This window comes from Sphingobium sp. B10D7B (assembly GCF_025961955.1).
In the GTDB taxonomy this organism is placed as follows: Bacteria; Pseudomonadota; Alphaproteobacteria; order Sphingomonadales; family Sphingomonadaceae; genus Sphingobium.
The window spans coordinates 2867387-2893067 of sequence record NZ_JAOQOQ010000001.1 but is presented as its reverse complement, the minus strand read 5'-3'; the positions used below and the strand labels follow the sequence as shown (position 1 = coordinate 2893067).

General features: G+C 63.7%; 19 protein-coding genes. 18 read left to right on the top strand and 1 reads right to left on the bottom strand.

From position 1 onward, the window contains the following. The first annotated feature begins 382 nt into the window (after nt 1–382). Genes M2331_RS13560 through M2331_RS13530 form a run of 7 tightly spaced genes read left to right on the top strand, consistent with a single transcriptional unit; the run spans nt 383 to nt 8835 of the window. Nucleotides 383–1975 (top strand): putative bifunctional diguanylate cyclase/phosphodiesterase, encoded by a 1593-nt coding sequence (locus M2331_RS13560; RefSeq protein WP_264592401.1) that lies wholly within the window; start codon nt 383–385, stop codon nt 1973–1975. Next, complete coding sequence (locus tag M2331_RS13555) at nt 1972–3981, top strand: TonB-dependent receptor plug domain-containing protein (protein WP_181560763.1); 2010 nt, start codon at nt 1972–1974, stop codon at nt 3979–3981. Before M2331_RS13560 ends, M2331_RS13555 begins: the two co-directional genes overlap by 4 nt. 1 nt (nt 3982) lies before the next feature. After that, on the top strand, nt 3983–4498 hold the full coding sequence (locus M2331_RS13550) for a YfiR family protein (protein ID WP_181560762.1): 516 nt from the start codon (nt 3983–3985) through the stop codon (nt 4496–4498). A gap of 6 nt (nt 4499–4504) precedes the next feature. Next, a complete protein-coding gene (locus M2331_RS13545) occupies nt 4505–6760 on the top strand; it encodes an ATP-binding protein (RefSeq protein WP_181560761.1) in 2256 nt (751 codons plus the stop codon). Then, nucleotides 6744–7487 (top strand): response regulator transcription factor, encoded by a 744-nt coding sequence (locus M2331_RS13540; RefSeq protein ID WP_181560760.1) that lies wholly within the window; start codon nt 6744–6746, stop codon nt 7485–7487. Before M2331_RS13545 ends, M2331_RS13540 begins: the two co-directional genes overlap by 17 nt. A 38-nt stretch (nt 7488–7525) precedes the next feature. Continuing rightward, on the top strand, nt 7526–7801 hold the full coding sequence (locus M2331_RS13535) for a hypothetical protein (protein WP_181560759.1): 276 nt from the start codon (nt 7526–7528) through the stop codon (nt 7799–7801). Then, nucleotides 7798–8835, top strand: a complete 1038-nt coding sequence (locus tag M2331_RS13530; protein ID WP_181560758.1) for a tetratricopeptide repeat protein — start codon at nt 7798–7800, stop codon at nt 8833–8835. Before M2331_RS13535 ends, M2331_RS13530 begins: the two co-directional genes overlap by 4 nt. 87 nt (nt 8836–8922) lie before the next feature. Here the strand turns inward: M2331_RS13530 and M2331_RS13525 are convergent, their stop codons facing one another. Next, nucleotides 8923–9588 (bottom strand): GntR family transcriptional regulator, encoded by a 666-nt coding sequence (locus M2331_RS13525; RefSeq protein WP_181560757.1) that lies wholly within the window; start codon nt 9586–9588, stop codon nt 8923–8925. 111 nt (nt 9589–9699) lie between these two features. Here M2331_RS13525 and M2331_RS13520 point away from each other — a divergent pair, with 111 nt between their 5' ends. The 11 genes from M2331_RS13520 to M2331_RS13470 are packed head-to-tail and all read left to right on the top strand — an operon-like array spanning nt 9700 to nt 24423. Beyond that, the gene (locus M2331_RS13520; RefSeq protein WP_181560756.1) at nt 9700–11424 is read left to right on the top strand and encodes a CocE/NonD family hydrolase; all 1725 of its coding nucleotides are present in this window, start codon (nt 9700–9702) and stop codon (nt 11422–11424) included. Nucleotides 11425–11471: 47 nt separating this feature from the next. Beyond that, nucleotides 11472–14156, top strand: a complete 2685-nt coding sequence (locus M2331_RS13515; protein WP_181560755.1) for a TonB-dependent receptor domain-containing protein — start codon at nt 11472–11474, stop codon at nt 14154–14156. 15 nt (nt 14157–14171) lie between these two features. Then, nucleotides 14172–15287, top strand: a complete 1116-nt coding sequence (locus M2331_RS13510; RefSeq protein WP_264592400.1) for a CapA family protein — start codon at nt 14172–14174, stop codon at nt 15285–15287. After that, nucleotides 15284–15736, top strand: coding sequence for a TRAP transporter small permease subunit (locus M2331_RS13505; RefSeq protein WP_181560754.1), 453 nt, complete (start codon nt 15284–15286; stop codon nt 15734–15736). The genes M2331_RS13510 and M2331_RS13505 overlap by 4 nt, the downstream gene beginning before the upstream one ends. Further along, nucleotides 15733–17043 (top strand): TRAP transporter large permease, encoded by a 1311-nt coding sequence (locus tag M2331_RS13500; protein ID WP_264592399.1) that lies wholly within the window; start codon nt 15733–15735, stop codon nt 17041–17043. Before M2331_RS13505 ends, M2331_RS13500 begins: the two co-directional genes overlap by 4 nt. Beyond that, entirely contained in the window at nt 17040–17930 is an 891-nt protein-coding gene (locus tag M2331_RS13495; protein WP_181560753.1) for a hypothetical protein, read from the top strand. Before M2331_RS13500 ends, M2331_RS13495 begins: the two co-directional genes overlap by 4 nt. Next, nucleotides 17927–20011 (top strand): CaiB/BaiF CoA-transferase family protein, encoded by a 2085-nt coding sequence (locus M2331_RS13490; protein ID WP_264592398.1) that lies wholly within the window; start codon nt 17927–17929, stop codon nt 20009–20011. The genes M2331_RS13495 and M2331_RS13490 overlap by 4 nt, the downstream gene beginning before the upstream one ends. Then, nucleotides 20008–21309, top strand: coding sequence for a 2-hydroxyacyl-CoA dehydratase subunit D (locus tag M2331_RS13485; protein WP_181560752.1), 1302 nt, complete (start codon nt 20008–20010; stop codon nt 21307–21309). The genes M2331_RS13490 and M2331_RS13485 overlap by 4 nt, the downstream gene beginning before the upstream one ends. Then, the gene (gene dctP / locus M2331_RS13480) at nt 21306–22343 is read left to right on the top strand and encodes a TRAP transporter substrate-binding protein DctP (protein ID WP_181560751.1); all 1038 of its coding nucleotides are present in this window, start codon (nt 21306–21308) and stop codon (nt 22341–22343) included. Before M2331_RS13485 ends, dctP begins: the two co-directional genes overlap by 4 nt. Continuing rightward, nucleotides 22340–23263 (top strand): hypothetical protein, encoded by a 924-nt coding sequence (locus M2331_RS13475; RefSeq protein ID WP_181560750.1) that lies wholly within the window; start codon nt 22340–22342, stop codon nt 23261–23263. Before dctP ends, M2331_RS13475 begins: the two co-directional genes overlap by 4 nt. After that, nucleotides 23260–24423, top strand: coding sequence for a CaiB/BaiF CoA transferase family protein (locus tag M2331_RS13470; protein WP_181560749.1), 1164 nt, complete (start codon nt 23260–23262; stop codon nt 24421–24423). Before M2331_RS13475 ends, M2331_RS13470 begins: the two co-directional genes overlap by 4 nt. Nucleotides 24424–25681 lie beyond the last annotated feature (1258 nt).

The following is a 25681-nucleotide window of genomic DNA, read 5'->3' as shown; positions in this document are numbered from 1 at the left end:
AATACTTTCGCAGCTGCAGATGCTTTCAATATGTTACAAGAAGAAACTTAAATTTCTCGAATAGTTGTGCCAATCATTGTCTTAAGGGGGCGGGAATGAGCCGCTTGCACTCGATGATTGGCAACAGATAGGGCCGGGCCGCTTCTCTCTCCTCGGCGGCTTGCCCTGTTTTGTCACGGCCGACCATCGGTCGCGGTCTCGCTGAGCCGCGCTGGACTGAAAGGCTCGTGCGGATGTTCATCGATCGTTTTCGTGTGGCGCAATCCCTTGTCGTGCCTGCGAAATCCCGCCCCCAAAATCTGACCTTATGCCGGCCGCTGCGACGCGGGCGCAGTGGACCCATGCGACTGAAGCCGCTTCTCTCCTGCAAGGCAGGCGACTGGTGAAGCACGATCCAATCCCCTCCCATAGCGGCGATAGCCCTTCGGCTTTCACGCCTCGCGCCACAGGGGAGCGTGTGGATGAGACGTGGCTGGATCGCGTCTGCGAGATGATCGAGGCGACCGCGCTTGGGGAGTGGGCCTTCAACCCCGAGACCGATCTCGATGCCGAGCCGGAAAAACTCAGACTTGCCCTGGCGAAACTGATGAGGCGGGTGTCCACATTATTGCGCGCCAGTGAGCGGGCGGCGCTCACCGACCCGGCGACGGCTCTGGACAATAGTGTCAGCTTTCGTCGTCTGGTCGAGGCCGCCATCCACGAAAGCGGTGCGACCAGCCCGGTCGGCGCCATCATTTATCTGGGCCTGGACTCGTTCCGAAAGATCAACGACCGGCTCGATTTGTGGGAGAGCGATCGCCTGCTGCAGGCGATTGCCGGGCGGTTGCGACTGGCCGCAGACTGGTGCCGGGAGTTGCGGCCGACCGGCCCCGCGCCGATCATCGCGCGCCTCGCGGGCGATGAATTCGGCATCTTCTGCTCGGGTGCGCTGACAGCGGACGATCTGGAGGAACTGGCGACCCGGTGCCTGCGCCTGCTGGCAGAACCGTTCGACCTTGATGGCGGGACGCTTCCGGCCACGCTCACCGCGAGCGCTGGCGCCGCGCGGATGCCGCACGACGCCAGGATCTATGAGCGACTGATGGCGAAAGCCGGCATGGCCATGCATCAGGCAAAAGCGCGAGGCGGCAATCAGGTCTGCCTATGCGATCCGCAGATCATCGAACGGGCGCAGGACTGTGCAAGGCTGGAGGCCGAGTTGCGGCTCGCGGCGGACCGGGGCGAGCTGGAATTCGCGTTCCAGCCCAAGCTGCCCACCACACCCGATGTGCGTCCCTCTGTCGAGGCGCTGGTCCGTTGGCGCCACCCGCAGCGGGGCATGTTGCTGCCCGGCCGCTTCCTCCCGCTGGCGGAGGAGGCTGGTTTTCTTGTGCAGATCGGCCGCTGGACTCTTCTGGAAGGGATGCGGGTCGCCGCAGACTGGGCGCGGCAAGACATGCCTTGCCTGCTCTCGCTGAACATCACCGTGCAGGACATCCGCCAGCCGGACTTCGTGGATTTCGTGCGGGCGTCTTTGGCGCAGACAGGCGCATCTCCCGAGCTTCTGGAGTTTGAAGTCACGGAATCGATGCTGATGGAGGACTCGCCCATCTTCGTCGAGCGCTTGCTGGAGGTTCGCTCGCTAGGCATCCGCATTGCGATCGACGACTTCGGTACCGGCTATTCCAACTGGGCCAGAATGCTGCTTCTCCCGATCGATTGCATCAAGATCGACCGTTCGCTGGTGACGGACCTTGCCACGCGCAGGGACTATCAAACGGTCGTGCGCACCTTCGTCAGCCTCGCGGACGGTCTCGGCTTCGAAGTGGTGGCAGAAGGCGTGGAGACGGCGGCCCAGGCTGAGATGCTCAAGGAGATGGGCTGCGACGCGCTGCAAGGCTACGCCATCGCGCGGCCCCTCAATGAGGCGGACGCGCTGGCTTGGCTGCGCTGTCCGCACATGGCCGGTTTGCCCGTCGCCGGGAGCGACCGATGAGCGTCAAGGCCTCCCGTTGGCGGCTGATGGCAGCGGCGGCGCTGGTCGGCGCCTGCGTTCCCGGCGTCAGGAGCGCCCATGCTCAGGATCTGAGCAGCTATTCGCTCGAAGACCTGCTGACCACCGAATCCACCTCCGTCGCCAAGCGCAGGCAGCGTCTCAGTGACAGCACCGCCGCTGTCACCATCCTGACCCAGGAAGACATTTTGCGCTCCGGGGCGCAGAGCATTCCCGAAGTGCTGCGGCTGGTGCCGGGCGTGGAAGTGGGCCAAATCGACAGCGTCTCGACGGCGGTTTCCGTGCGCGGCTTCAGCACGCGCTTTGCCAATAATCTGCTCGTGATGATCGATGGCCGCTCGCTCTATGTCTCCAGCCTCTCCGGCGTGCTGTGGGACCAGCAACTCGTGCCCCTGTCCGACATCGAGAGGATCGAGGTGGTCAGGGGACCGGGCGCCACCCTGTGGGGGTCCAACGCCGTGAACGGCGTCATCAACATCATCACCAAGGACAGCATCCAGACCCAGGGCTGGCAGGCGAATGCGTTCATCTCCGCCGACGGGCGCAACGGCACGGTGCGCTACGGGGGAAGCAAGGACAAGCTCAGCTATCGCGCCTATGTGACCGCGCGCGACATCGATGGGCTCGAGCAACCGAATGGCGAAAGCTGGAACAGCGGCTCGCGGGCCGTGCAGGCTGGCTTCCGCCTGGACGCGGTGCCGGACGAGAATGACACGATCACGCTACAGGGCGATGTGCAGCATGGCACCTTCGTCGCGGACCTGCTGCAAACGCCGCCGCAGGTTCAGCAGACCGGCATGTACCCGTTCGACGGCAGCTTCTCCGGGATGAATTTGCTCGGGCGCTGGTCACATCGCTGGGACAGCCAGCGCGAGTTCAATCTGCAGGCCTATCATGACTGGGTTCAGCGGCGCGAATTCGGCGTCAACATTTCCCGCACCGTGGATGACCTTGACGCAAGCCTGAGGCTGGGCGGCGACCGGCAGGAACTGGTCCTTGGCCTCAACGTCCGGCGGACGACCGATTCTCTGGGCTCTTCGGACCGCTTCGTCTCCTTCATCGTACCGCGCGAAACCCATCATTGGGTGAGCGGCTTCGCGCAGCAGGATCTCTGGCTGGTGCCGGATCGCCTGCGGCTCTCGGTGGGGACCAAGGCGGAATATAACACGATCAGCGGCTTTGCCCTTCAGCCCAGCGTTCGCCTGCTCGCCAAGCCCACGCCGTCTATGACCATCTGGGCCGCTGCCTCCCGCGCGGTGCGGACGCCGGCACGGTTCGAGGAGGCCGTCCGGGTCAATCTGGGGATCCCCGCCGGAACGCCGATGAATCCGACCCCGATGCCCATGGTCGCGCGTATCGAAGGGCAAGCCGATCTGGCCGCTGAAAATCTCGACGCCTTTGAGCTGGGGATTCGCGGCAGCCTCTCAAGTTCCTTCACGTATGACATCGCGGCCTATTACAATCGCTATCGCAACCTCATCGGCTACGCCGCGCGCGGCCAGTCCATGGTCTTCTCGCCCACGCCTGTTCTGCTGCTGGATTATCAGAGCGCCAATATCGGCAAGGGGCAGACCTATGGCGTGGAAGCCGCGATCACCTTCAGTCCCGCGCCCGATCTGAAGGTGCAGGCCAATGCCTCGATGCAGCATCTCTCCTTCGAGACAGACAGTCCGACATCGATCAGCCATGCGCTCGCCGGCCTCTCGCCCAAGTTTCAGGCCGGCATGCGGGTCAGCTACGATGTGGCACCCAATCTGGAAGTCGATGCGTGGCTGCGCCATGTCAGCGCTTTGCCGGCGAGCGATATTCCAGCCTATCAAGACCTCGATCTTCGCATCAACTATGTGCTCATGCCGCGCCTCAATCTGTCGCTGATCGGCCAGAACCTGCTGGCCGACAGGCGGGTCGAGTTCGCGCAGCAGCTCTATCCCGCGCCCCGCAGCTATGTCGGTCGCTCCGTCGCCCTGCGTCTCTCGGTGGATTTTTGAGATGATGCGCCTCGTTCATCTCCTCACGGGCCCCTTCATCGCGCTTCTGGCCTTCTTCGCGGCCTGCGCGCCCGCGCGCGCGGCTGACGAGCAGAGCGAGCTCAAGGCTGCGATCATCTACAACATCATCCGCTTCGTCGACCTGCGCCCGCCGCGTGACCGTGTGGTCCTGTGCGTTTCCAGTGACGAGCCTCTCGCGGGCGCCCTGCAGGTCTATGAAGGCCGCAATGTCGCTGGCGGCCGGCTGGAGGTGCGGATCGTGAAGCGGACGACGTGGAGCGTCGACTGCCGCATCGCCTATGTCGGCCCCGGAACGAGCACTGCGCCGCTCGTCGCCTCGTCCCCGCCACCGCTGCTCATCGGCGAAGGATCGGACTTTCTCGATCGGCAGGGGAGCGTCGCGCTCGTCAATTTCGGCAGGCAGATCGGGTTCGAGGTGAACCTGAAGGCCGGGGCTCGCGGCGGGGCCGTCTTCAGTTCACGCCTGCTCCGCCTCGCACGCGCCGTCAGGGATTGAGGACGCATGCCATGGTTCTCCCCCTGGAGCTTCCGCCGCGGCCTGATCGCGACGGTGCTCAGCAGTTGCATGGTCGCCCTGCTCCTGAGCTGCGCCGGTCTGGCGGCCTGGCAATATCATGTCCAGAGCGCCGCCAATGCCGAGCGTCAAAGCGAGCTGGGCGAGGTGGTCGCTGCCACGCTGGGAGCGCCGCTCGTCTTCAACGACGTGAAGGCGATCCAGGAAACGCTGGCGTCCATGGCGACCATCAAGACGATCCGCTCCATCGAGGTCTATGACGAGCAGCAGCGCCGGATCGCCGTCCGCGGGCAACCGCCGCAGACGGGCAATCAGGATAAACCCGCCGCCCTCGTCGGATCGAAAGCGGACCAGGCGGGCCTGCAGGTCGTCACGCCGATCATGGTGGCCGGGGACACCGTGGGGTGGCTCAAACTCTCCACCGAAACCGAGACGCTGACCGAAATGATGCTGCGAACTCTGGGCATCGCAAGTGCCTTTGGCTGCATTGCGTTTCTCGTCGCCTGGCTCATCGCCCGCAGGATGCTCACGCTGCTCTTCTTCCCGATGGACCGGATGGTCGAGGCCATGGAGCGCATCCGGCAGACGGCGGACTATTCGGCCCGTATGCCGCAGTCGATCGGAGATGAACTCGGCCGGATCGTGAAGGCATTCAATGGGATGCTGACCGAAATCGAACGCCGCGAGGGCGCGCTGGCGGCGACGCTGACGGATTTGCAGGCAGCGCGCGATCAGGCGCAGGCGGCCAATGTCGCCAAGTCCGAGTTCCTCGCCAGCATGAGCCACGAACTGCGCACGCCCCTCAATGCCATCATCGCTTATGCCGAACTGGTGAAAGAGGAACTGGCCGCGCTCGACGATAAGGAGAACCTCGCCGACGTAACGGTCATCCACCGGTCGGCGCTCCAGTTGCTCACCCTGATCAATGAGGTGCTCGATTTCGCCAAGATCGAAGCGGGCGGGATGACCCTCGATCTCGAAATGATCGATCTGGGCGACATCATGCGCGACGTGCTGGCGACACTCGAGCCGATTGCCTCCCGCCGCAATAATAGCGTCGCCTTGCAGATCAACGTTCCGCCCACGCCGATGCGGATCGACCCGCTCAAGATCCGCCAATGTCTGCTCAATCTGGGCGGCAATGCCTGCAAATTCACGGACGAGGGGCATATCGTGCTCAGCGCCTCGCTCAAGGAGGAGGGCGCAGGCACTCTGTTGATCCTCAGCGTGGCGGATACCGGCATCGGCATCGATGCCGAGCAGATCGATGGTCTGTTCGAGCCGTTCGTGCAGGGCAGCACAGCCTCCTACCGGGCGGGCGGTACGGGGCTTGGCCTCAGCATCACCTTGCGGTTCGTCGAGTTGATGGGTGGGACCATCAGCGTCTCCAGCGAAAAAGGGCTGGGCACCATCTTCACCGTCGCCATCCCGATCGAGCGGGAGGCGCAGTCGGGCGTCCTGTCTATCGAAGAGATGACGCCGGTCGGGACAAAGCCGGACCATATCATCGCTATCGATGATGATCCGGCCTGTCTTGCCATTCTGGATCGCTGGCTCTCCCCGGCCGGATATGATCTGCGGCTGGCCTCCGGCGGCGACGCAGGCCTGCAGATGGTGCGCGAGACAAGCCCGTGCGCCATTCTGCTTGATCTCGTCATGCCGGGCACCGATGGGCGCGCCGTGCTGCGTCAGCTGTCCGAGGACGAAGCGCTGGCGGCGATCCCCTGCTTCATCATCAGCGTCCACGATATGGAAGCCTCCAGCTTTGCCCTGGGTGCGGCTGCCTATCTTCCCAAGCCGCTGCAGCGGGACCGGCTGCTGTCTCTGCTCGGGCTCTATGCCGACGCGCGGCAGCTTGCGGCGCGGGTCTGCGTCTCCGGGTTCGACGCGACGATGAGCGCGAAGCTGGAGCGGAGTTTGAAACAGGCTGGCTTCACTCTCTGCAGGGCGGAAGACCGGCCCGACCTGGCCGTGGTCGACCTTGCCCAGATCGCCAGCGACCATGTTCATCGCGGGACGCGCGCGCGACGGGCCAGTGCGGTGCTGGTGATGGGGGAGCGCCGGCCCGAAGACGACGTTTTGCGCCGGCTGGGCGGGGATGCGTTTCTCGATCCGCGAAGCTTCGCGCCGGAAGCCCTCGTCAAGGCTGCCGTGAAGCTGGTCAAAGGCCAGCGCGAGGCTCTGGCACGCGTCCGGACCGATCAACCCTTTGATGATGGAATGCATCATGTCCTACTCGACTAAGATTGATGTGGCGTCGGCCCAGGAGCAGGCGCCGGTCGTATTGGTTATCGACGACGTCGCGGACAATCGCGTGATCGTCTGCCGCCACCTGGCGCGCATGGGCTATATGCCGGAATCGGCGGACAGCGCCCGCAGCGGCCTGGCCGCCATCTACGCCTCCCGGCCCGACATCGTGCTGCTGGATTATATGATGCCGGATCTGACTGGCCTCGCTGTCCTGCGCGAATTGCGGTCCAACCCCCATTATGCCGACTTGCCGGTCATCATGCTGACGGCGCGCACCGAAGCCACGACGATCGTCGATGTTCTGGAAGCCGGCGCCAATGATTATGTGCCAAAGCCCATCGACTTCATCGCCCTCAAGGCGCGGATCGAAAAGCAGCTGCAGGCATCCCGCGCGACCCGGGCCGTGCGCAGTGAATATGCCTCAATGGACCGGCGCCAGTCCACCGGCGCGCTGGAACGGCGCGAGCTGAAAGACCGGCTCACGCGCGAGATCGCTCAGCGGATGCGACTGGAAGAACGGCTCTCGGCGCTCGGCGCCCAGGCCGCAACCGTGGACGGGCAATGTGTCGACCGCGCCAAGATCGCCCAGTCGCTCAAGCGCGTCGAGCATCTGCTCAGCCGCCTAGCCTCTCATGATGGCCCTGCCAATCCCGCAGTGCTGATGGAGGCCGTGGTGCTGCTCCGGAAGGCGCTGGAAGAGCTGCATGTGGAGGCATCCTGATCAGGATGAGTTCAACTGATTGCCGGCCATAGCGCACTTTGAACGGACGATCAGATTATGACACGGATGTGGTCGGTCAGATTTACGACATTGCCTATCTGGGGGTGCAGAACGGCGAGTTGGTGTTCGAGAAGCGTGGCTACAGCATTGACGACCTCGCCCATGCCGGTTCTGGCCAGCCCATGCGCGTTCCGCAAACGCAAAAGACGGTTCACATCGGCGATTTCATGATCGACGTGCTTGAGGCTACGCCGCAATCGCTGCACTTTCGCGCACAGCTCGTCCGTGACGCGGCCGAGGGACAAGGGGGATGACATCGGCCTTGCGGCCCATAGTCGTCCTCGCGCTGGCAATCTTCTTCGTGGTGCTTCCTGCGCAGGCGCAGGAAGCCGCGACAGCAACGCAAACGCCACCGCAAATGGAGCCGTCACAGGAGGACGCGCCGACCTCCGTGCCGGACCTTGTCACGCGCTGCGACGAAGAGCATGCGGACAGTTGCGCCGACCTGGGCGAGCGCTACCGTGAAGGCCGGGGTGTCGCACGCGATCTGGTGCGGGCGACCTATTTTGCCGGCAAGGCGTGCAATCTCGGTGACATGGCAAGCTGCACCATGGCCGGCTTCGCTTATGGGCAGGGGCAGGGCGTCGCCCTGTCGATGGACCGAGCCGCTGCTTATTACGCCTATGCCTGCCGGAGCGGCGATGCCACCGGATGCTCGAACCTGGGTCTCGCTTATATTCGCGGGGATGGCGTTGTGAAGGACGACGTCCGTGCCGCTGCTCTCTTCCGGGAAGCCTGCGACAAGGGATCGTCCGACGGATGCATGAACCTCGGCGCTGCCTATTCGCTGGGCAAGGGACTGCGCCGTAATCATGCAGAAGCCGCGCGCCTTTTCGGGCAGGGCTGCGACGCGGGCGATGACAAATCATGCTATAACCTCGGCGTTCTCTACCGCGACGGCCTCGGCGTGTCGCGTGACTACGCGCGAGCGGCAGAATTGTTCGAGAAGACGTGTCAGGCTGACGACGCGAGCGCCTGCGGCAATCTCGCGATGATGATCCATCGGGGCCAGGGAGTCCGTAAAGACCGGAGCGGCGCGCTCGACATGTTCGACAAGGCGTGCGGGATCGGGGAGGCGGAAAGCTGCTTCATGCTTGGGAAGGCCGAGTTGGACGGGAAGCAAGGTCGGGATGGCAATCATGCGCGAGCGATTGCCTTGCTGGAACGATCCCTGAAGCTGGACCCGAAGGCTTCCTTCGCTGGCAAGGCGAGGAAGGCGCTCGCCGATGCACGCGCTGCCGCGAGCGCTTCAAGCGCGGTCGAAGATGGCGGAGTGGAACAGCGCTGAGGTTCGCGCCCCGGATTTATCGCGGGTTAGCCGATTCTTTCAGTGGCCACCGTTCTTGACAATCGATGAGCACCGCTCTCACGACCCTCACCGATAAAATTCACTCTCGATTTTTGACAGTGTTTTGAACCCGTCACCGATGTGGCTGCGCATGGCCGTTTCGGCCGCATCGGCCTCTCCGGCCAAAATGAGGCGCAGCATGTTCTGGTGGTCCGCGTTCGCGGTACGCAGGCGCTCCTCGTCGTAGAAACTCTCGAACAACATTCGGTGAATGGGAACATTCAGGCGTTTGAGCAACTCGGCAATGACCGTGTTGCCGGAGCCCTCCACAATGAGTCGATGCCACTCGATATTCAGCCGCCCAAACTTATCCGGCGCCCGATCGTTCACGCATTTGTCGAGTTGCTCCTGGACGATGCACAACTGGTGCTTCTGTTCCTCCGAGGCGTTTCGTGTGAAGTCGGCGGCGCAGATACCTTCTAAGGCAAGACGCGCCCGATAAATTTGCGCAGCTTCCTCAAGGCTGGTGCTTCGGACGGATGCACCGCGGAATTCCTCGATCAGCACCAGGCCTTCGCCTTCCAGCCGCTGCAACGCTTCGCGCACCTTCGACCGACTAGCGCCGGTTTGCCGGATGATGTCCACTTCGACCAACCGCTGGCCGGGCACAAAACGGCCTGTGCGGATGCGGTCACGCACCCAGTCGGCGACCTCGACGGCCGAGGGTGCCCGCTTGTCCAACTGCTCGTTCATGTGAGGAACGTCTAATCTCCCGACAATATTGTCAACAATATTGTCATCTGTTTTTTGATTGCATCCGGCCGGTTGATCGCTGATGAAATTGTCAACAATAGGAGAGCGAGGATGCGGGCGGTTGGATGGATCGGCGTGCTGGCTGCTGTTACGGCAGCCGTGCCGGGTCCGGCTAAAGACTATGCAGACGTGCAGCGTACCTCGCTCTACGTGCCTGTGCGGGACGACACGAAGCTGGCCGTCAACATCTATCGACCGGCCAGTGACGGCAAGGTGGAAGAAAAGCGCCTTCCGGTCATCTTCGTGTTCACGCCCTATCGCGCTCGTTTCAAGGATAAAGACGGCGCGATCAGGGAAGTCGCGCTGGAGGACGGCCTGGCGCTGCGCTCGCTGATTTCCGCCGGTTACGTGGTCGCGGTCGCCGATATTCGCGGCAAGGGCGCGTCCTTTGGCGCGCGCCGGGGTTTTCAGGACCGCACCGAGGCGAAAGACGGCCATGATCTGGTCGAGTGGTTGGCGAGTCAGTCCTTTTCCACCGGCAAAGTCGGCATGATCGGATGCTCCTATCTAGGGGGTACAACATTTCACACCGCGACCACTGCGCCCCCGGCGCTCAAGGCGGTGTTCGTCGGCGCGTCGGACCTCGACAAATATGCCTTCGTGCGGCGCGGCGGCATCACCGCCCAGTTCAACACCCGGCCGGACGAGCCGTTGAGCGACGATCTGGCGAGCGTCCCGGTCGATGGCGACGCGGACGGGCAGCAGCTTAAATCAGCCGTTGCCCAGCATGCCCAGAACACGCCGATGGCCGCGCTCTGGTATGGAATGCCCTATCGCGACAGCGTTTCCGCCTTCACTGGAAATCGCTTCTGGGAGGAAGTCGGCGTCTATAATTATCTCGACGCGATCCAGCGGGCGGGCATCGCCACTTATTTCTGGAGCAACTGGCATGACGAGCCAACGGCCCAGTCCATCTTAAGCGCGGCGAACCTCAAGGGATCGAAGTTTCTCGCCGGGCCTGGCAGCCACTGCGTGCCGCCGCCTGGATTCGACTTCACTGGCGAAGTCGTGCGCTATTTCGATCATTATCTCAAAGGCGCGGACAACGGCATCGAGAAAGAGCCGCGTGCGACTTATTGGGTCGAGGGATTGGACGGGAAAGGTGGCTATGCCCGCTCCGACGCGTTGCCGGGTGCCAACGTCACGCCAATGCAGTGGTTCCTGAACGGCGGTCGCAGTGGCACCGCGCGATCGGTGAATGACGGAACGCTCGGTGCAAAGCCGGATCGCGCGGGCGCGGACAAGTTCACGGTGCGCTACGACTTGCCCGGCGCAGACTATTTTGCCTTCTGGGCCAAGCCCATGGACGACAAGGGGCTGAGCTATACCAGCGCCCCGCTGGACAAGCCGCTCAAGCTGATCGGCTTTCCGGTCGTGAACCTGCGCGTCTCGGCGGACAAGCCCGATGCCGATGTTTTCGTCTATCTGGATCAGGTGGCGGCCGACGGAGAGGCGGAGGTCGTGGCCTTCGGCCGGCTGGCACTCGCGCATCGCAAGACTGGCAAGGCACCCTATCACGTCATGGGTCTGCCCTGGCACTCAGGGCGCAAGGCGGATGTAGCACCTCTCCCGGTCGGCCAGCAGGCCAATCTGGCGATCGATCTGACGCCGGTGTCGCGGATCGTGCCGGCTGGCGCCCGTTTGCGCGTCACCATCGCTGGTGCGGACCCCCGCCAGCGCAATCTCAAGGAAATACAACAGACTCCCGCCCCGGTTTTCACGGTCGAGCGGGGCAGCGCGGGCGGCTCCTGGGTCAAATTGCCGGTCGCGAACTGAGACGTCGATTAAACATAAAAGCCGCAGGGGCGGCGAGGGAGGTTGGGATGAGCAAGGATCATAAGGGCGGGATCACTCTAGGAACGGCACTGAAGCTGAGCAGCAGCCTGATGGCACTGGCTCTGCCCGCCATGGCGGTGGCGCAGAACGAGGAGGGGGCAGCGCCGGACATCGTCATCACCGGCAGCCGCGTGCGTGGCGAAGCGCCGGTCGGGTCGACCGTCACCACACTTGGCCGGGCCGAGATGGAGGCCTCGAGCGCGGTCACCGTCGATCGCATGATTAAGGAAATTCCGCAGGTCTTCGACCTCGGCGTCTCGGAAAATTCGCGTGGCCAGTCGGGCGGAAGCGGCAACATCACCTATGGCAACTCGGTGAACCTGCGCGGCATTGGGCCTTATGCGACACTGGTGATGATCGACGGGCACCGCGTGACCAACAACAGCCGTTCGATCGATCCGTCGGTGCTTCCGTCACTGGGTGTCGAGCGGGTCGAGGTGGTCGCCGACGGCGCATCCGCCATCTACGGTTCGGATGCGGTCGCAGGCGTGGTGAATCTTATCCCCCGTCGGTCCCTAGACGGCGGCGAGGTGTTCGCGCGATCGGGCATATCGTCACGGGGCGACTTCCATGAGACGACGCTGGGCGCGGCCCTCGGCAAGGTGTTTGAACGCGGGCAGATCATGGTCGCCTACGAGCATGTCGAGCGCTCGAACCTGAGCGGCGACGATCGCGGCTTCTTTACCAGCAACCAGACGGGCTTCGGCGGCGGGGATTACCGGATCGTGCGGTGCGCCCCGGGCAACATCAATGCGAACGGTACGACCTACGCCATCCCGGCGGGCGGTGTGACGCAGGCGACGGCCGGATCGCTGGCGGCAGGCACGCTCAACAGGTGCGACGAGCTGGACAATCAGGATCTCATTCCGAAGCAGCGCTACGACTCATTCAATAGCACGGGTCGCTTCGACCTGACCGACTGGCTGAGCGTCTTCTATGACGGCTTCTATTCAAAGCGTAATTTTTACCGGAATTCCGCCTATTCCAACGCGCGCCTGACGGTGCCGCAGACGAACGCCTTCTTCGTGCGGCCGGCCGGATTCAGCGGAACCAGCTACACGCTCGACTATAATTTCGGCAACAGCGTGCCGATCAATGACTCGTTCGGTTCTGCGGAAAGCTGGCAAATCACGCCCGGCCTCCGTGCGAAGCTGCCCCATGACTGGGAAGCCGAAGTGCTGTTCGGCTATGGCAAGACCAATGATTTCTCAGGCTCTTATCACGGCATCAACAACGCCGCGCTGAACGCTGCGCTCGCCAGTAGCAACCCCGCGACGGCGTTTGACCCGTACAGCCGTGGTCGCACCAGCGCCGCAGTGCTGGCCGGGATTGCCGACCAGATCTTCCTGGCTCCAACCAATGGCCACCTCAAGACCTATGAAGGTCGCCTCAACGGCTCGCTCTTCGCGCTGCCCGGCGGCGACGTGAAGCTGGCGGCGGGTTATGAGCGGCAGGACTTCAACGTCGCGCTCGGCTCCGCGCGCGGCGGGCCGACGACGCCGATTACCTACCGCCATTTCGGCCGCGAGGTGGACTCCTTCTATGGCGAACTCTACATCCCGATCTTCGGGGCCAACAACGCGGTTCCCGGTTTCGAGCGGCTGGAACTCAATGCCGCCGTGCGCCACGACAAGTATAGTGACGTGGGCAGCACCACCAACCCCAAGTTCGGCCTGAACTGGCAGCCGGTGCGCGGCGTCAAGCTGCGCGGCAGCTACGGCACGTCGTTCCGTGCGCCGACTATCCCGGAGATCTACGGCAACTCGAACAACATATTCGGCCAGAGCTACCAGAACCCGGCGGGCGGTGCGCCGCTGCAGGGCTATGCGCTTTCCGGTCCCAATCTGGACCTGAAGCCGGAGACGGCGACCACTTGGTCGGTCGGCTTGGACTTCGAGCCGACATCCAATCTGAGTTTCGGCGTCACCTATTGGGATGTCAAATATGAGAATCAGGTGCTGGCCAACCTCTCCAACCTCACCATCCTGGGTAACGAGGCGCAGTATGCCGGCACGGGCATCATCCTGCGCGGATCGGCGGCGGCGGCGCGGGTGCAGCAGTTGCTGAGCCAGGGCGTCGCGCTGGCCGGAGGTTCCTTCCCCGGCGGCGATCCGGCCAATGTGACACTGTTCGTGGACGGACGCAGCCAGAATCTGGGCGTGTCGATCACGCGCGGGATCGACTTTAGCGGAACCTGGAAAGCCGACATCGGTGCGGACGACCATCTGCTCTTCAACGTGTCGGGTACCTACCTCACCAAATATAACATCGCCGTGACGCCCGCCGCGCCGCTGGTCGACCGGCGCAACGTCATCTTCAATCCGCTCAAGTTCAAGGCGCGGGCCAGCATTACCTGGGATCACGGGCCACTGAGCGCGCGTGTTCTGGCCACGCATGTTGGTGGATACACCAACAACCTTTCCAACCCGGTGCAGTCCGTGAAGAGCTACACCCCTGTCGACTTGACGCTGACGTGGCGCATCGGGGATCCACAGGCGACCGGCTTCTTCGAGAAGGGGCTCACGCTCGCGATGGAAGTGCGCAACGTCTTCGATATTGCGCCCCCCTATGTCAATCTGGCGCCCAACGGCAATGGCGGCGGTGGCTATGACGCGACGGCGAGCGATCCCATTGGGAGGCTCTTCGCCGTCAGCGTGCGCAAGTCCTTCTAAGGGAGCTGAGTTAGCGTGGGGAAGGAGGCGATCTCGATTGTGCTGGCAGGCGATCTGGTTCTGGATGAGCCGGATGGCGCCTACTGGCTGGCCGGGATCGCCCCCGCCCTGCGCGCTGCCGACCTCGCGGTGGGGCATCTGGAAGTGCCCCACACGGCGAGTGTCGTCGAACTGAAGGGAGATGTGCCGGCCCCCGGTGCGCCGCCCGAAAATCTTGCCGCCATCGCGCAGGCAGGGTTCGGGATGCTCAGTCTTGCCGGCAATCACATCGCCGATTGCGGTCCCCAGGGCATTGCCGACACGCTGGCCAGTCTCGATGCGCAAGGCGTGCATCACACCGGCGCGGCGCTGACGCTTGCAGCTGCTCGCGCGCCGGCGATCGTGACGCGCGGTGGCCATCGGATCGCGCTGCTGAGCTATAATTGCGTTGGCCCGGAAAACAGTTGGGCCGGTAAGGATACTGCCGGCTGCGCCTTTCTGCGGGTCGATACGGCAGACGGCGCGCCGATTGCGCCGGCGGCTGCGCTCACCACGCTGACCGCAGAGGCCGTCGCGACCTTGCGGGAGGATATCGTGGCCGCGCGCCAGCAAGCGGACATCGTGCTCGTGGCGCTCCACAAGGGTATCGTTCACACACCGGCGCAACTCGCGCCTTACGAACGCGCGGTTTCTCATGCTGCGATCGATGCGGGGGCGGACGTCGTAATCGGTCACCATGCGCATATCGTGCGCGGCATCGAATTTTATCGCGGGAAACCGATCTTCCATGGACTTGGCAATGGCTGCGTCGTCACCAGTGCGCTCAGTCCGGCGCAGGATCATCCGGCACGCGCGGAATGGGCGGATCGGCGGCGCAAGCTTTTCGGTTTCGAGCCGGACCCGGCCTACACGCTCGCGCCCTTTCATCCTGAAGCGGTGAACGCCTTTCTCGGCACCATCCGTCTCCATGGTGGCGGCGCGATGGACGTGGGCATTATCCCCGTCGATGTCGAGGCGCCGGGGCGGCCCGTGCTTGCTTCGCCAGCCCGCGCGGCGGACATCCGGACCTATGTCGAGCGTATCACGCAAAAGGCGGGACTGCCTGCCATCACAATAGCGGCCGATGGTCGCGTCGAAGAGGTTGGCGCATGAATTCTGCCAGGGTTGCGATGGTCTGGATCGGGGGGGGCGCCCTGATCGCGGCCGCGCTGTTGAACCTGCTCGCCGTGATCGGGCGGCACACCGGCCTGCCGCTCAAGGGCGCGATCGAGCTGGTTCAGGTCGCGGTTCTGGTCGCCGGAGCGCTGGCGCTCGTGGCGGCGACGATCGCCCGGAACCATGCCCGCGTGCATCTGATCCTCGATCGGCTGACGGGCGTTCGGCGCGACATTGCCGAGCGCACCTGCACGGCGCTCTCGATCGTCTTCTATGCAGGGTTGCTCGCCGGCTCCTGCTGGCTCGCGTCCGATCTCTGGAATAGCCAAGAAGTGAGCGAACTGGTCGGCGTGCCATGGCGGTGGATGCGCGCCTTCCTCAATGCCTCGCTTGTTGTCGTCATTGTCCTGCTGGTCCGCCAGCTCGCCGAGCGGCCCCGCTCATGATGTTCGCCACACCCGAGACAGGCTTTATCGGCCTGCTGATTCTGTTGACCATTCTCATGGCCGGCTTGCCGATCGGCGTGTCGCTCGGCCTTGTCGGCGTGGGCGGCCTGATGATCGTGCTGGGGCCGGAAGCGGCGCTCATCAAGGCGGGCGTCGTCGTGGTCGAGACGCTGACCCGCTACGAGCTGGGTACGCTGCCGCTCTTCATGCTGATGGCGCATCTCTTCTTTTCCGCCAATGCCAGCGGCGACCTGTTCGATGCCGCGGCCAAGATGATCGGTCACCGGCGCGGCGGCCTCGCTTATGCGTCGGTGGGCGGGTGCGCCGGCTTCGGATCGATCAACGGATCGAGCCTGGCGACGGCGGCGACCATCGGCCTCGTCGCCCTGCCGGAAATGCGCCAGCGCGGCTATTCCGACGCCCTGGCGACCGGCACGGTCGCGGCGGGCGGCACGCTCGGCCAGATGCTGCCGCCATCCGGCGCGTTGATCGTTTATGGCATCATTGCCGAGCAATCGATCGGCAAGCTGTTCACCGCGACGCTGATCCCGGGCATCTCGCAAATGCTCTTCTACTGCCTCGTCATCTGGCTGCTCTGCCGCTGGAAGCCCTCGATCGCCCCGGCCAGCGCGCGTGCGAGCTGGCCCGAGCGTGGCTGGGCGATGCTTAAGATCGCAGACATGCTGCTGCTGGTCGCCGTGGTACTGGGCGGCATCGTGCTGGGCTGGTTCAGTCCCTCGGAGGCCTCATCCATCGGCACGGCTGGCGCGCTGGTCATCACCGCCTGGCGTGGCCGCCTGAACCGTGACGTGCTGTTCCGCGCCTTCTCGGAAACGCTGCGCACGGCGGGCCTTATCTTCCTCGTCATCATCGGGGCGATCACCTTCTCGGTCTTCATCAGCGTCACCGGTCTCACCGAGGCAGTGGGCAGCAGCGTGACGCAGATGGGCCTCGGCACCATCCCCACGCTCCTCGTCGTGGCGGTTCTGCTGCTGCTGCTCGGATCGGTGCTGGATGGCCTTGCGCTGATGCTGCTCACCACGCCGATCCTGCTCCCGATCGTCGAGAGCGTGGGCATGTCGCCCATCTGGTTCGGCATCTTCATCACCCGCGCGATGGAGATCGGCTTCGTCCATCCACCGCTCGGCATGAACCTCTACGTGATTCAGGGCGTGGCGAAGGATGTGCCGCTCGGCCGCATCTTCCGGGGCGTGATGCCCTTCCTTGCCAGCGATCTCATCCACCTGCTGCTCATCATTCTCTTCCCGGCCATGGTGCTGTGGCTGCCCACCGTATTTGGACAATGACCATGATCGCTTATGTCGGCCCCGATCTGCCGCAAGACTTGCTCGCCGCGACGGGCGCCTGTTCCGGCCCGGTGGCCTGGAACGTCGATCGCGCCATGCCCACTGCCGACCGCTGGCTGGAAAGCAAATTCCCGTTCTGGGCGCGATCTATCGTGCAGGACTGGGCGGACGGGGCTCTGGACAGTTTCGATGCCGTCATCTTCTCCCGAGCGGACGACGCTGCGCAACGGCTCTATTACTATATCTGCGAGCTACGCAGACAGGGAGAGGTCAAGGGCCCCGAGCCGCTGATCTTCGACGTCGCGCGGATCGCCCGATCGAGCAGCGCGGCGCATATGGTGGCCGCTGTCCGCCAGCTTGCCGATCGGCTGGGACTGGATGCCCCCGCACTGGAGCGTGGCATCGCCGAAACGAACCGGCGTCGCGCATCGGCCAACGGGATGGCGGGCATGGCTGCGCCTTGTTGCCTGCTGGCTGGCACGCCGCCGCCTGATCGCCGTCTCCATGCCGTCATCGAGGCGGCCCGCTGGTCCGCATGCGGACCGACGCTGGCGGACGCCTGGCAAGATCCGGGCGTGGCGATTGAGAAGGCGAGCGGCGATCCGATAACTGCTATCGCGCGCCAGCTCCATGCCGCCTCGCAGAGCGGCCGCGCCTTTTTCGATCGCGCATCGGATCTGGTCGACAGGGCGCGGACACTCGGCACCTCGGCGGTCGTGCTCTGGTTTGCGGAGGAGGATGAGGCGCGCATCTGGCATCTGCCCGCGCAGCGTGAGGCCTTGTCACAGGCCGGCATTCCCCACCTCATCATGACGCGGCGCGACTGGCGCGGAACTGACCGCGCGGCCGGCGAGATTACGCAATTTCTGAAGGAGCTTTCTGCATGATGCCGTTATCCGGTCATCGCGTCGCCATTCTGGGCGGCATGGCGGATCGGCCACTGGCCCGCTTCCTGGCTTCGATTGGGGCGGAGCTGGGCGGTCCGGTGGAGGGCGCATCGTTCGTCATCGACGATATTGGGCTGGAGGGGTTGGGGGGCATTGCCATCCCGGAAACTGCCGTGCACGTGTCAGTCACCAGCTTCGGCTCGGGTGGTCCACGGTCGCAATGGAAAGGCGGCGAGCTGGTGGCCTCTGCCATGGGAGGTGCCCTCCGCGTGACCGGCGAGCCGGATCTGGCACCGGTGAAGGAAGCGGGGGATGCCTGCACCTTCCACGCGGATATGGTGGCTGGGGCCGGGGCAATGGCCGCTCATTATTCGCGCGGCACGCACGGAAAGGGGCAACATGTCGATGTCTCGATCCAGCAGGTGGCCTTTAGTCGCAATTTCAACGGAGTGCTGTGCTGGCAGTTCGACCGGCGCAAGCTCACGCGTGTGGGCGGTGCGCTCGCTTATGGCAAAGCGACCGTGCGGGCCATCTGGCGGCTGGCGGACGGCTGGTGCTTCCACTCGCTGATGACCGGGCGGCTCGGCGCGCCCGCCAATCAGGCCCTCTCGGACTGGATGGATGAAGTCGGTGTCCCCAATCCGCTGCACGGCACGGACTGGCTGAACTACAATCGCTCTACGCTGCCGGCCGACACGCGGGCGCTGTGGGAGGCAGCGATCGCCGCCTTCTTCCTCTCGCGCACCAAGCATGAGATCGCGACCGAAGGGCTGAGGCGCGGCATCAATGCCTGCGTGGCGAACGAGCCGGGCGATGTGCTGGCCGATCCGCATCTGGCGGCGCGCCACTTCTTCGATACGCCTTCGGGCCTGCCGGAGCGCTTCGCGACGATCCGCAAGGGCGCTGCCATTGCCGCGCCCGCCATCCACACCGGCGAGCGGCCGGGGCCGCTGGCGGGCGTTCGGGTGCTGGATTTCGCCTGGGCTCTGGTCGGATCGATCACGACCAAGACGCTCGGTGATCTTGGCGCGGAGATCGTGAAGATCGAGAGCCGCACGCGGCCTGATCTTGCCCGTCTCGACGTGCAGGTTTCCGCGTCCAGCCCAGGCAATTGGGACGACAAGCCCTGGTTCGCGCATCTCAACAGCTCCAAACGCAGCCTCTCGCTGAACATGAAGAAACCGGAGGCGCGTGAACTCATCGATCCGCTGATCGACTGGGCCGATGTGGTGGTCGAGAATTTCTCCCCCGGCACGATGAAGAAGCTTGGCCTCGATTATGATGCACTGGCGGCGCGCAACCCGGGCATCGTCATGGTGTCGGGCAGCGTGTTCGGCCAGACCGGTCCGCTGGCGCAGGAATGGGGTGTCGACGGGACCGGTGGCGCACTCTCGGGACGGACCTTCCTCACCGGCTATCCGGATCGCGATCCCGTCATCCCCGGCGCGGTGCCCTATGGCGACGTCATTGTGCCTTTCGTCATGGCAGGATCAGTGGCGGCGGCGCTGCAGCATCGCCGCGAAACCGGGCTTGGTTGTCATATCGATGCCTCGATGTACGAGATCTGCGTGCAACAGATGCGGGACTATCTGGCGGCGGCGCGGCGCGGCGAGCGCCCGCAGCGCTCGGGCAATGCGGATGCCGCTGTCTTCTTTCAGGATGTCTTCCAGGCGCAGGGCGAGGATCGATGGGTGGCGATCAGCCTGAGGGACGAAGCAGAGCTTGCCAGACTCCACGCCATTGCCGGCGGCGACGTCGCGGCGTGGGTCGCGCAACGCGCTGACCATGCCATTATGGCCGAGCTTCAGGCCGCCGGCATCGCCTGCGGTGTGGTGCAGGATTGTGAAGACATGATCGATCACGATCCGCAACTTGCCGGGCGCGGCGCGTTGGTGACGCTTGACCATCCGCTGCTCGGGCCGTTCGGCCACATCGCAACCCCCATCAAGTTTTCGCATGATCGCTTGGAGCCGTTCCGCGCGCCGCGCATGGGCGAGCATGCTCACACCATCGCCCGCGACACCTGCGGCCTCTCGGAGGCCCGCATCGCAGAGCTCGACGCTGCAGGAGTTTTTGAATGAGCCAGGATGTCACGACGCGGGCAACAGGGCAGCGCAGCCGCAAGGATCTGGCCTGCACGGCAGCAGCCAGCGCCTATCAGAAGCAGTTCGGTGCGGATCTGCGGCGACGGGTCGTGGATGAGGGCGAGCCTTTTGCTATCGTGCAGGCCGACACGCCGCACGAAATCTTCCACGTGATGGATATTCCGATCATCACCAACCAGTGGTGGTCGGCCTATATTTCGGCAAAGCAGCTCTCGAACCAGTATTTTGAGGTAATGGCCCGGCATGGCTATCCCGAGAATAGCTGCAAATATTGCTCGCTGGGCCTCGCCTGCACGCTCGCTAACGATCCTAAGACCGCCCCCTGGGGAGGCCTGCCCACGCCGACCGTGCTGGTGGCGCGGCTGACCTGCGACTGCATCCAGCATGTCTTCGGCCAATGGGCGCAGGCGCTGGGCAGCGAATTTTTTGCGATGGAGGCGCCGGCATGGGAGCACAAGGACCCGCGCTGGTTCGAGCACAGCCGGGGCGATTGGCGCCAAGTCTACGATGCCGATCGTATCGCGCTGATGGTCGCGGAGATGCGTGATCTTATCGCCCTGCTGGAGAACCGCACCGGGCGAAAGTTCGACGAGGCGAAGCTCCACTATCTGATGGAACGGATCAACGAGCAGGAGGGCTATATCTGGGAGGCGGCGCAGGCCATCGGCCGGGCGCGGCCTTGCCCCGTGTCGATCGCCGAGCAGATGCCCAACACGATGATCCCGCAATGGCATCGCGGATCGGATTGGGCGGTCGCCCATGCCAAACGTTTCCGCGATGAGGTGATGGAGCGCATCGCAAATGGTACTGGCTCTGCCAGCAACGAGAAGGTCCGCCTCATGTGGATCGGCGCGGGTGTGTGGCACGACCCCGGCTTCTATCAGGCCCTGGAGGAACGGCTCGGCGCAGTCTTCGTCTGGTCGATGTATATGCCGTTCGCCGGGCCGCAATATATCCGTGAACTGCAGGGCGAGCCAATGGATGCGCTGGCCAGCCGTATCTGCTCCATGAATGAAGTGCTACACCTGCCGCCTTGGATGAACGGCTGGATGACCAGCGAGGCGGAGCGCTGCGGCATCGACGCCTGCGTTGTGTTGCTCCCGCCGGACAACCGCCTCTCGCAATCGGGCACAAAGCTGACCGCGCTGTCGCTGGAGGCAGCAGGCGTGCCGGTGCTGACCATTGATGCCGACATGGTGGATGCCAAGAACTGGGACCATGACAGGATGGTGGCGACGGTGGCCAGCTTCCTCGCCGAGCGGGGGCTTGCATGAGGCTGCGGGCGTTCCTGCCTTCGCTACTACTGCTGCTGGCGTCCTGCGCCCGGCCTGTGCCGCAGGACGTAACGGAACTCACTTATGCAACGCCCTACAGCCCCAATCATCCGTTCAGCAAAGCGGATCAGGCGTGGATGGCGTTTGTCGAGCAGCGCTCGCACGGCCGCATCCGCATCCGGCCGAGCTGGTCCGGGGCGCTGCTTTCGTCCGACATGTCGATGGAGGAACTGCGCCACGGTGTCGCGGATGTGGGGCTCATCACGCCCATCTACGCGCGCGGCGGCGCCCATCTCATCCGCATCCAGACGGGTTTCTACAGCGGTGCGGACAGCATTGAATCCCAACTTGCGCTCTATCGTTGCATCGCGGCGGCGAACCCCGAGATCGGCCACGAGCTGGAAGGGCTCAAGGTGCTGGCGGTGCAGGGCGGATCGCTCGCCGGCGTCGTCACCACCAGCAGGCAGGTGAACTCCTTGGCCGATCTGCGCGGCCTGCGTCTGCGCGCGCCGACGGAGCTGCTGAGCGTGCTCGAATCCCTCGGCGCCGATCCGGTGAACATGCCGATGGCTGACGTCTATTCGGCCATGGCGAAGGGTGTGATCGATGGCGTCATCGCACCTGGCGACACGTTCAAGTCGCTACATTTCGCCGAGGTCGCCCGCCACTATAACAACCTCGCTATTCCACGCGGCGCCTATCCTGCTCGGGCGATGGGGATGGAGCGCTGGAATCGGCTGAGTGCGCAGGATCGGGCTATCCTCGAGGAGTCGCAAGCGGTCTGGGAAGCAGCGCTCGCGCGCGAGATCTATGCTGCGCTTGAAAAGGGACTGGAAGAAGCGCGCGCCCAGCATGTGACGATCAATGGCGTGTCGCGTCAGGAGCAGGCGCGGTTTGATGCGCTCTATCTGCGCGATTCGGAGGGCAATGCCCGCGACCTGTCCCGCTTCGGCATTGATGGTCTCAGGGCGTTCCGCACCGCACGCGCTTCCGTGCAGGGTCGCGACAAAATTCAGTGTGGAGGAAATCAATGAAGCACGTCGCGCCGCTGCTCTGTGCTTTGGCTGCCATCCTGCAGGCCCCGCCCGCCTCGGCCCAGATACCTTCTGGCATCATCGGAGCGCCCGGCGGAACTGGCACTCTGCCCGCGATTGCGGAAGGGCGAGCGGACGCGCCCGGCTACACCATCTATCGCCCGGCGAAGCTACCACAAAGACGCCTGCCGCTGGTGCTGTGGGGTAATGGTGGCTGCCGCAATGATGGGCTGTCGGCCAGTGGCTTCCTGCGCGAGATCGCCAGCCATGGCTACATCGTCATCGCCAATGGGGCTCCGAAAGGGGAGAGGCCCTCGACGGAACAGGCTGCTGGAAACCAGCGGGGACCCGAGCCGCCCATGCCGCCACCCGCAACCGCGGACGAAACCTCAGTGTACCAGCTCCTCGCTGCAATCGACTGGGTGAAGGGTAGCCCCTACGGACGCGACATCGATACCATGCAGATCGCGGTGATGGGACATAGTTGCGGTGGCCTGCAGGCGCTTGCCGCCGCTGCCGATCAGCGCATTCGCACGGCCGTCATCTTCAACAGCGGTGTGTACAACCGGCCAGGCAATGGCCTTAGCCGCGTCTCGATCGCCAAGGACGATCTGCGCAAGCTGCATACACCGGTCGCATACATCTTGGGCGGACCGACCGACATCGCCTATCCCAACGGCAATGACGATGTGGGCCGCATTGATCATGTGCCCGTCTTCTACGCCAACAAGAACACGGGCCATGGCGGAACGTTCGGCGCGGTGAACGGCGGGGACTATGGCCGGATCGCGGTGGCGTGGCTCGACTGGCAACTCAAGCGTGACGCGAAGGCGGGTCAACTCTTCACGGGGGCGTCCTGCGGCCTTTGCAAAGACCCCGCATGGACGCTCGTTCGCAAACAATTTCCGGAAAAACCATGACCCAACCGCTTGCGGGCATCCGCATCGCCGATTTCAGCCATGTGATGGCCGGGCCTTATGCGTCGCACCTGTTGCGGCTGATGGGCGCCGACGTCATCAAGATCGAGTCGCCCAAGGGGGACAATTTCCGCAGTTACGGATCGGATCCGCGCTTTGAAGGTCTCTCACCTGCATTCATTGCGGCCAATGCAGGGAAGAAGTCGATCATGCTGGATCTCAAGGATCCCGCCGACCTCGACATCGCCCACGCGATCGTGGCGCGGTGTGATGTGATGCTCGAGAACTTCCGGCCCGGCGTTATCACACGTCTTGGCCTCGGCTACGAAGCGGCGCGAGAACTGCGGCCGGATATCATCTTTTGCTCGGTGTCCGGCTATGGGCAGGACAGTCCTCAGCGCGACTGGCCGGCCATCGACAATATCGTGCAGGCGACGAGCGGCATGATGATGCTGAGCGGTGAAGAGGGTGACCCGCCGGTGCGCGTCGGCTTTCCCATTGTCGATACGCTGACCGGCCAGACCGCGGCACTTGCCATCCTGTCCGCACTGGTGCGGCGACTGCAGGGTGGCGGTGGCAGTTATATCGATGTGTCGATGTTCGATGCCAGCCTGGCCTTCATGACGTCGGCCGTGACGCCTTATCTGCTGACCGGGCAAGCGATGTCTCGCATGGGCAATACGGGCTATAGCGGCCTGCCCACCGCTTCGTTGTTCACAGCCAGGGACGGGCGGCAGATTTCGCTCGGCGTCGTGCAGCCCAACCAGTTTGCCGCGCTTGCCCGGTTTACCGGACGAGAGGACTGGCTGACTGATCCACTGTTCGCCACGCCAGAAGCCCGGCGGGCCAATTTCGACGCCATGAAGGCGGAACTGGAGAGGGTGTTCGCCACAAGGGATGCGGCCGCCTGGGAAGCAGGATTGAGCGAAGCTGGCATCCCCTGCGGGATGGTGCGCCGGGTCGATGAAGCGGCCGAACTGGCGCGCCCGGATGCGCTTGTATCCTTCGATATCCCCGAGGGACCTCTTACGGGACCAGTGCGCTACCCCGGAGCCGGCTTCCGCCTCACTCCCGGCCTTCAAGTCGGCGAAGTCCCGCCTCGCCTCGATGAAAATCGGGCCGAGATTCTTGATTGGCTCCTCCGGACGGAGCCAGGCCACTAGGCTGCCGCGCAAAAATTGTGGGACGTGCGCCTCTTCTCATCCTTCCCCTGCATCATGCTTCTAGGACCCCGCATAGGCACTGGAACGGCCGCCTGCAGACATTGGAAGTTATGCCGTGTCTCGCTGGCGGCTAGCCTTAAGAAATCCGGAGGCTGGACAAAGACGCTATGTTCGCATCAGCCGCCATCGGGGAACAACGAGCATCAATACGGAGATCGCATAGATCGATAGTGCGAGCGCATTAGACACGCATCCATTGGTTCCTAAGAAAGATACCCCGACGTTGCACAGTCAAAAAGAAGGCAACGGCTACCGGATGGGGAGAGATTATGAAATACCGCTCGTATTGCGCAGCGTCCGTTATGGCGCTGATCATCGCATGTCCGTCAATTGCGGCCGCACAGGACAGCACGTCGCAGCCAACGGAACGCGCCGGTCAGGTTGACCCGTCCAACTAGGTCACGAGTAGCGAGCAGGCAGACAACCGGATCATCGTCACTGGATCACGGATCGCCAAATTAGGATTCACGTCCCCCACGCCGGTGACGGTCATTGAGCAGCAATAGATCAGATCTCTCAACCCAGCGAGCCTCAACGACGCCCTGAGGCAGCTCCTGTCCTGGCCGACTCGGTCGGTCCTCGTGGCACACGGCCGGGCGAATGCCGCGCCACGGCGTTGTGGCAGGAAGCGGTTTTCGCCGCCCGTGTCCGCACCGTAAGGGATGCCCAGAAACGCGTTGATCCCCCCGCCCACGTCAATACCCGACACTTTGCCGGGCGCTGCAGGCCTTGCTGGCTCTTGCGTTTGTGGTGAGCAGTTCTAATTCTGCTGACTTATAAGAGCGGCAGGCTGCTGCATCGGCTGCCGTTCACTACCGGCCGTCGAGGGGAAAATGTTGGTCGGCAGAGGCCTCAACGCATCCGCAAGTTCTATTCTGAGGTGTTTTCCAGACGATCAATCTGGCCTTTTGAGAAAAAGTCATGGTGATGCCTGAAAAACGTATCCGTTACGAACAAGCGCCAAGGCTAGAATGCTGGAAGAACCATAGGAGCAAAGCGCGCGCTTAATCCAAAGCAAATCTCGGGACAAGGAACGTCGGCGGCGTGCTGGCTGTAGAGCTGTGCACGGTAACCTGCTGTACCGAACCGATCGCCTGTATCTTTGTAAGCGCGAAATCGTGAAGCCATCCAGCACCAAGACTGTCCAATAAGTGGCATCTCCGTGGAGATTATCGCGTCCCAAGAAAAATGAACAATG

What these genes read in the sequence shown, in the direction of transcription:
- M2331_RS13555 (WP_181560763.1), top strand. Translation starts at nt 1,972, where the DNA reads ATGAGCGTCAAGGCCTCCCGTTGGCGGCTGATGGCAGCGGCGGCGCTG.
- M2331_RS13550 (WP_181560762.1), top strand. Translation starts at nt 3,983, where the DNA reads ATGATGCGCCTCGTTCATCTCCTCACGGGCCCCTTCATCGCGCTTCTG.
- M2331_RS13545 (WP_181560761.1), top strand. Translation starts at nt 4,505, where the DNA reads ATGCCATGGTTCTCCCCCTGGAGCTTCCGCCGCGGCCTGATCGCGACG.
- M2331_RS13540 (WP_181560760.1), top strand. Translation starts at nt 6,744, where the DNA reads ATGTCCTACTCGACTAAGATTGATGTGGCGTCGGCCCAGGAGCAGGCG.
- M2331_RS13530 (WP_181560758.1), top strand. Translation starts at nt 7,798, where the DNA reads ATGACATCGGCCTTGCGGCCCATAGTCGTCCTCGCGCTGGCAATCTTC.
- M2331_RS13525 (WP_181560757.1), bottom strand. Translation starts at nt 9,588, where the DNA reads ATGAACGAGCAGTTGGACAAGCGGGCACCCTCGGCCGTCGAGGTCGCC.
- M2331_RS13520 (WP_181560756.1), top strand. Translation starts at nt 9,700, where the DNA reads ATGCGGGCGGTTGGATGGATCGGCGTGCTGGCTGCTGTTACGGCAGCC.
- M2331_RS13515 (WP_181560755.1), top strand. Translation starts at nt 11,472, where the DNA reads ATGAGCAAGGATCATAAGGGCGGGATCACTCTAGGAACGGCACTGAAG.
- M2331_RS13505 (WP_181560754.1), top strand. Translation starts at nt 15,284, where the DNA reads ATGAATTCTGCCAGGGTTGCGATGGTCTGGATCGGGGGGGGCGCCCTG.
- M2331_RS13500 (WP_264592399.1), top strand. Translation starts at nt 15,733, where the DNA reads ATGATGTTCGCCACACCCGAGACAGGCTTTATCGGCCTGCTGATTCTG.
- M2331_RS13495 (WP_181560753.1), top strand. Translation starts at nt 17,040, where the DNA reads ATGACCATGATCGCTTATGTCGGCCCCGATCTGCCGCAAGACTTGCTC.
- M2331_RS13490 (WP_264592398.1), top strand. Translation starts at nt 17,927, where the DNA reads ATGATGCCGTTATCCGGTCATCGCGTCGCCATTCTGGGCGGCATGGCG.
- M2331_RS13485 (WP_181560752.1), top strand. Translation starts at nt 20,008, where the DNA reads ATGAGCCAGGATGTCACGACGCGGGCAACAGGGCAGCGCAGCCGCAAG.
- dctP (WP_181560751.1), top strand. Translation starts at nt 21,306, where the DNA reads ATGAGGCTGCGGGCGTTCCTGCCTTCGCTACTACTGCTGCTGGCGTCC.
- M2331_RS13475 (WP_181560750.1), top strand. Translation starts at nt 22,340, where the DNA reads ATGAAGCACGTCGCGCCGCTGCTCTGTGCTTTGGCTGCCATCCTGCAG.
- M2331_RS13470 (WP_181560749.1), top strand. Translation starts at nt 23,260, where the DNA reads ATGACCCAACCGCTTGCGGGCATCCGCATCGCCGATTTCAGCCATGTG.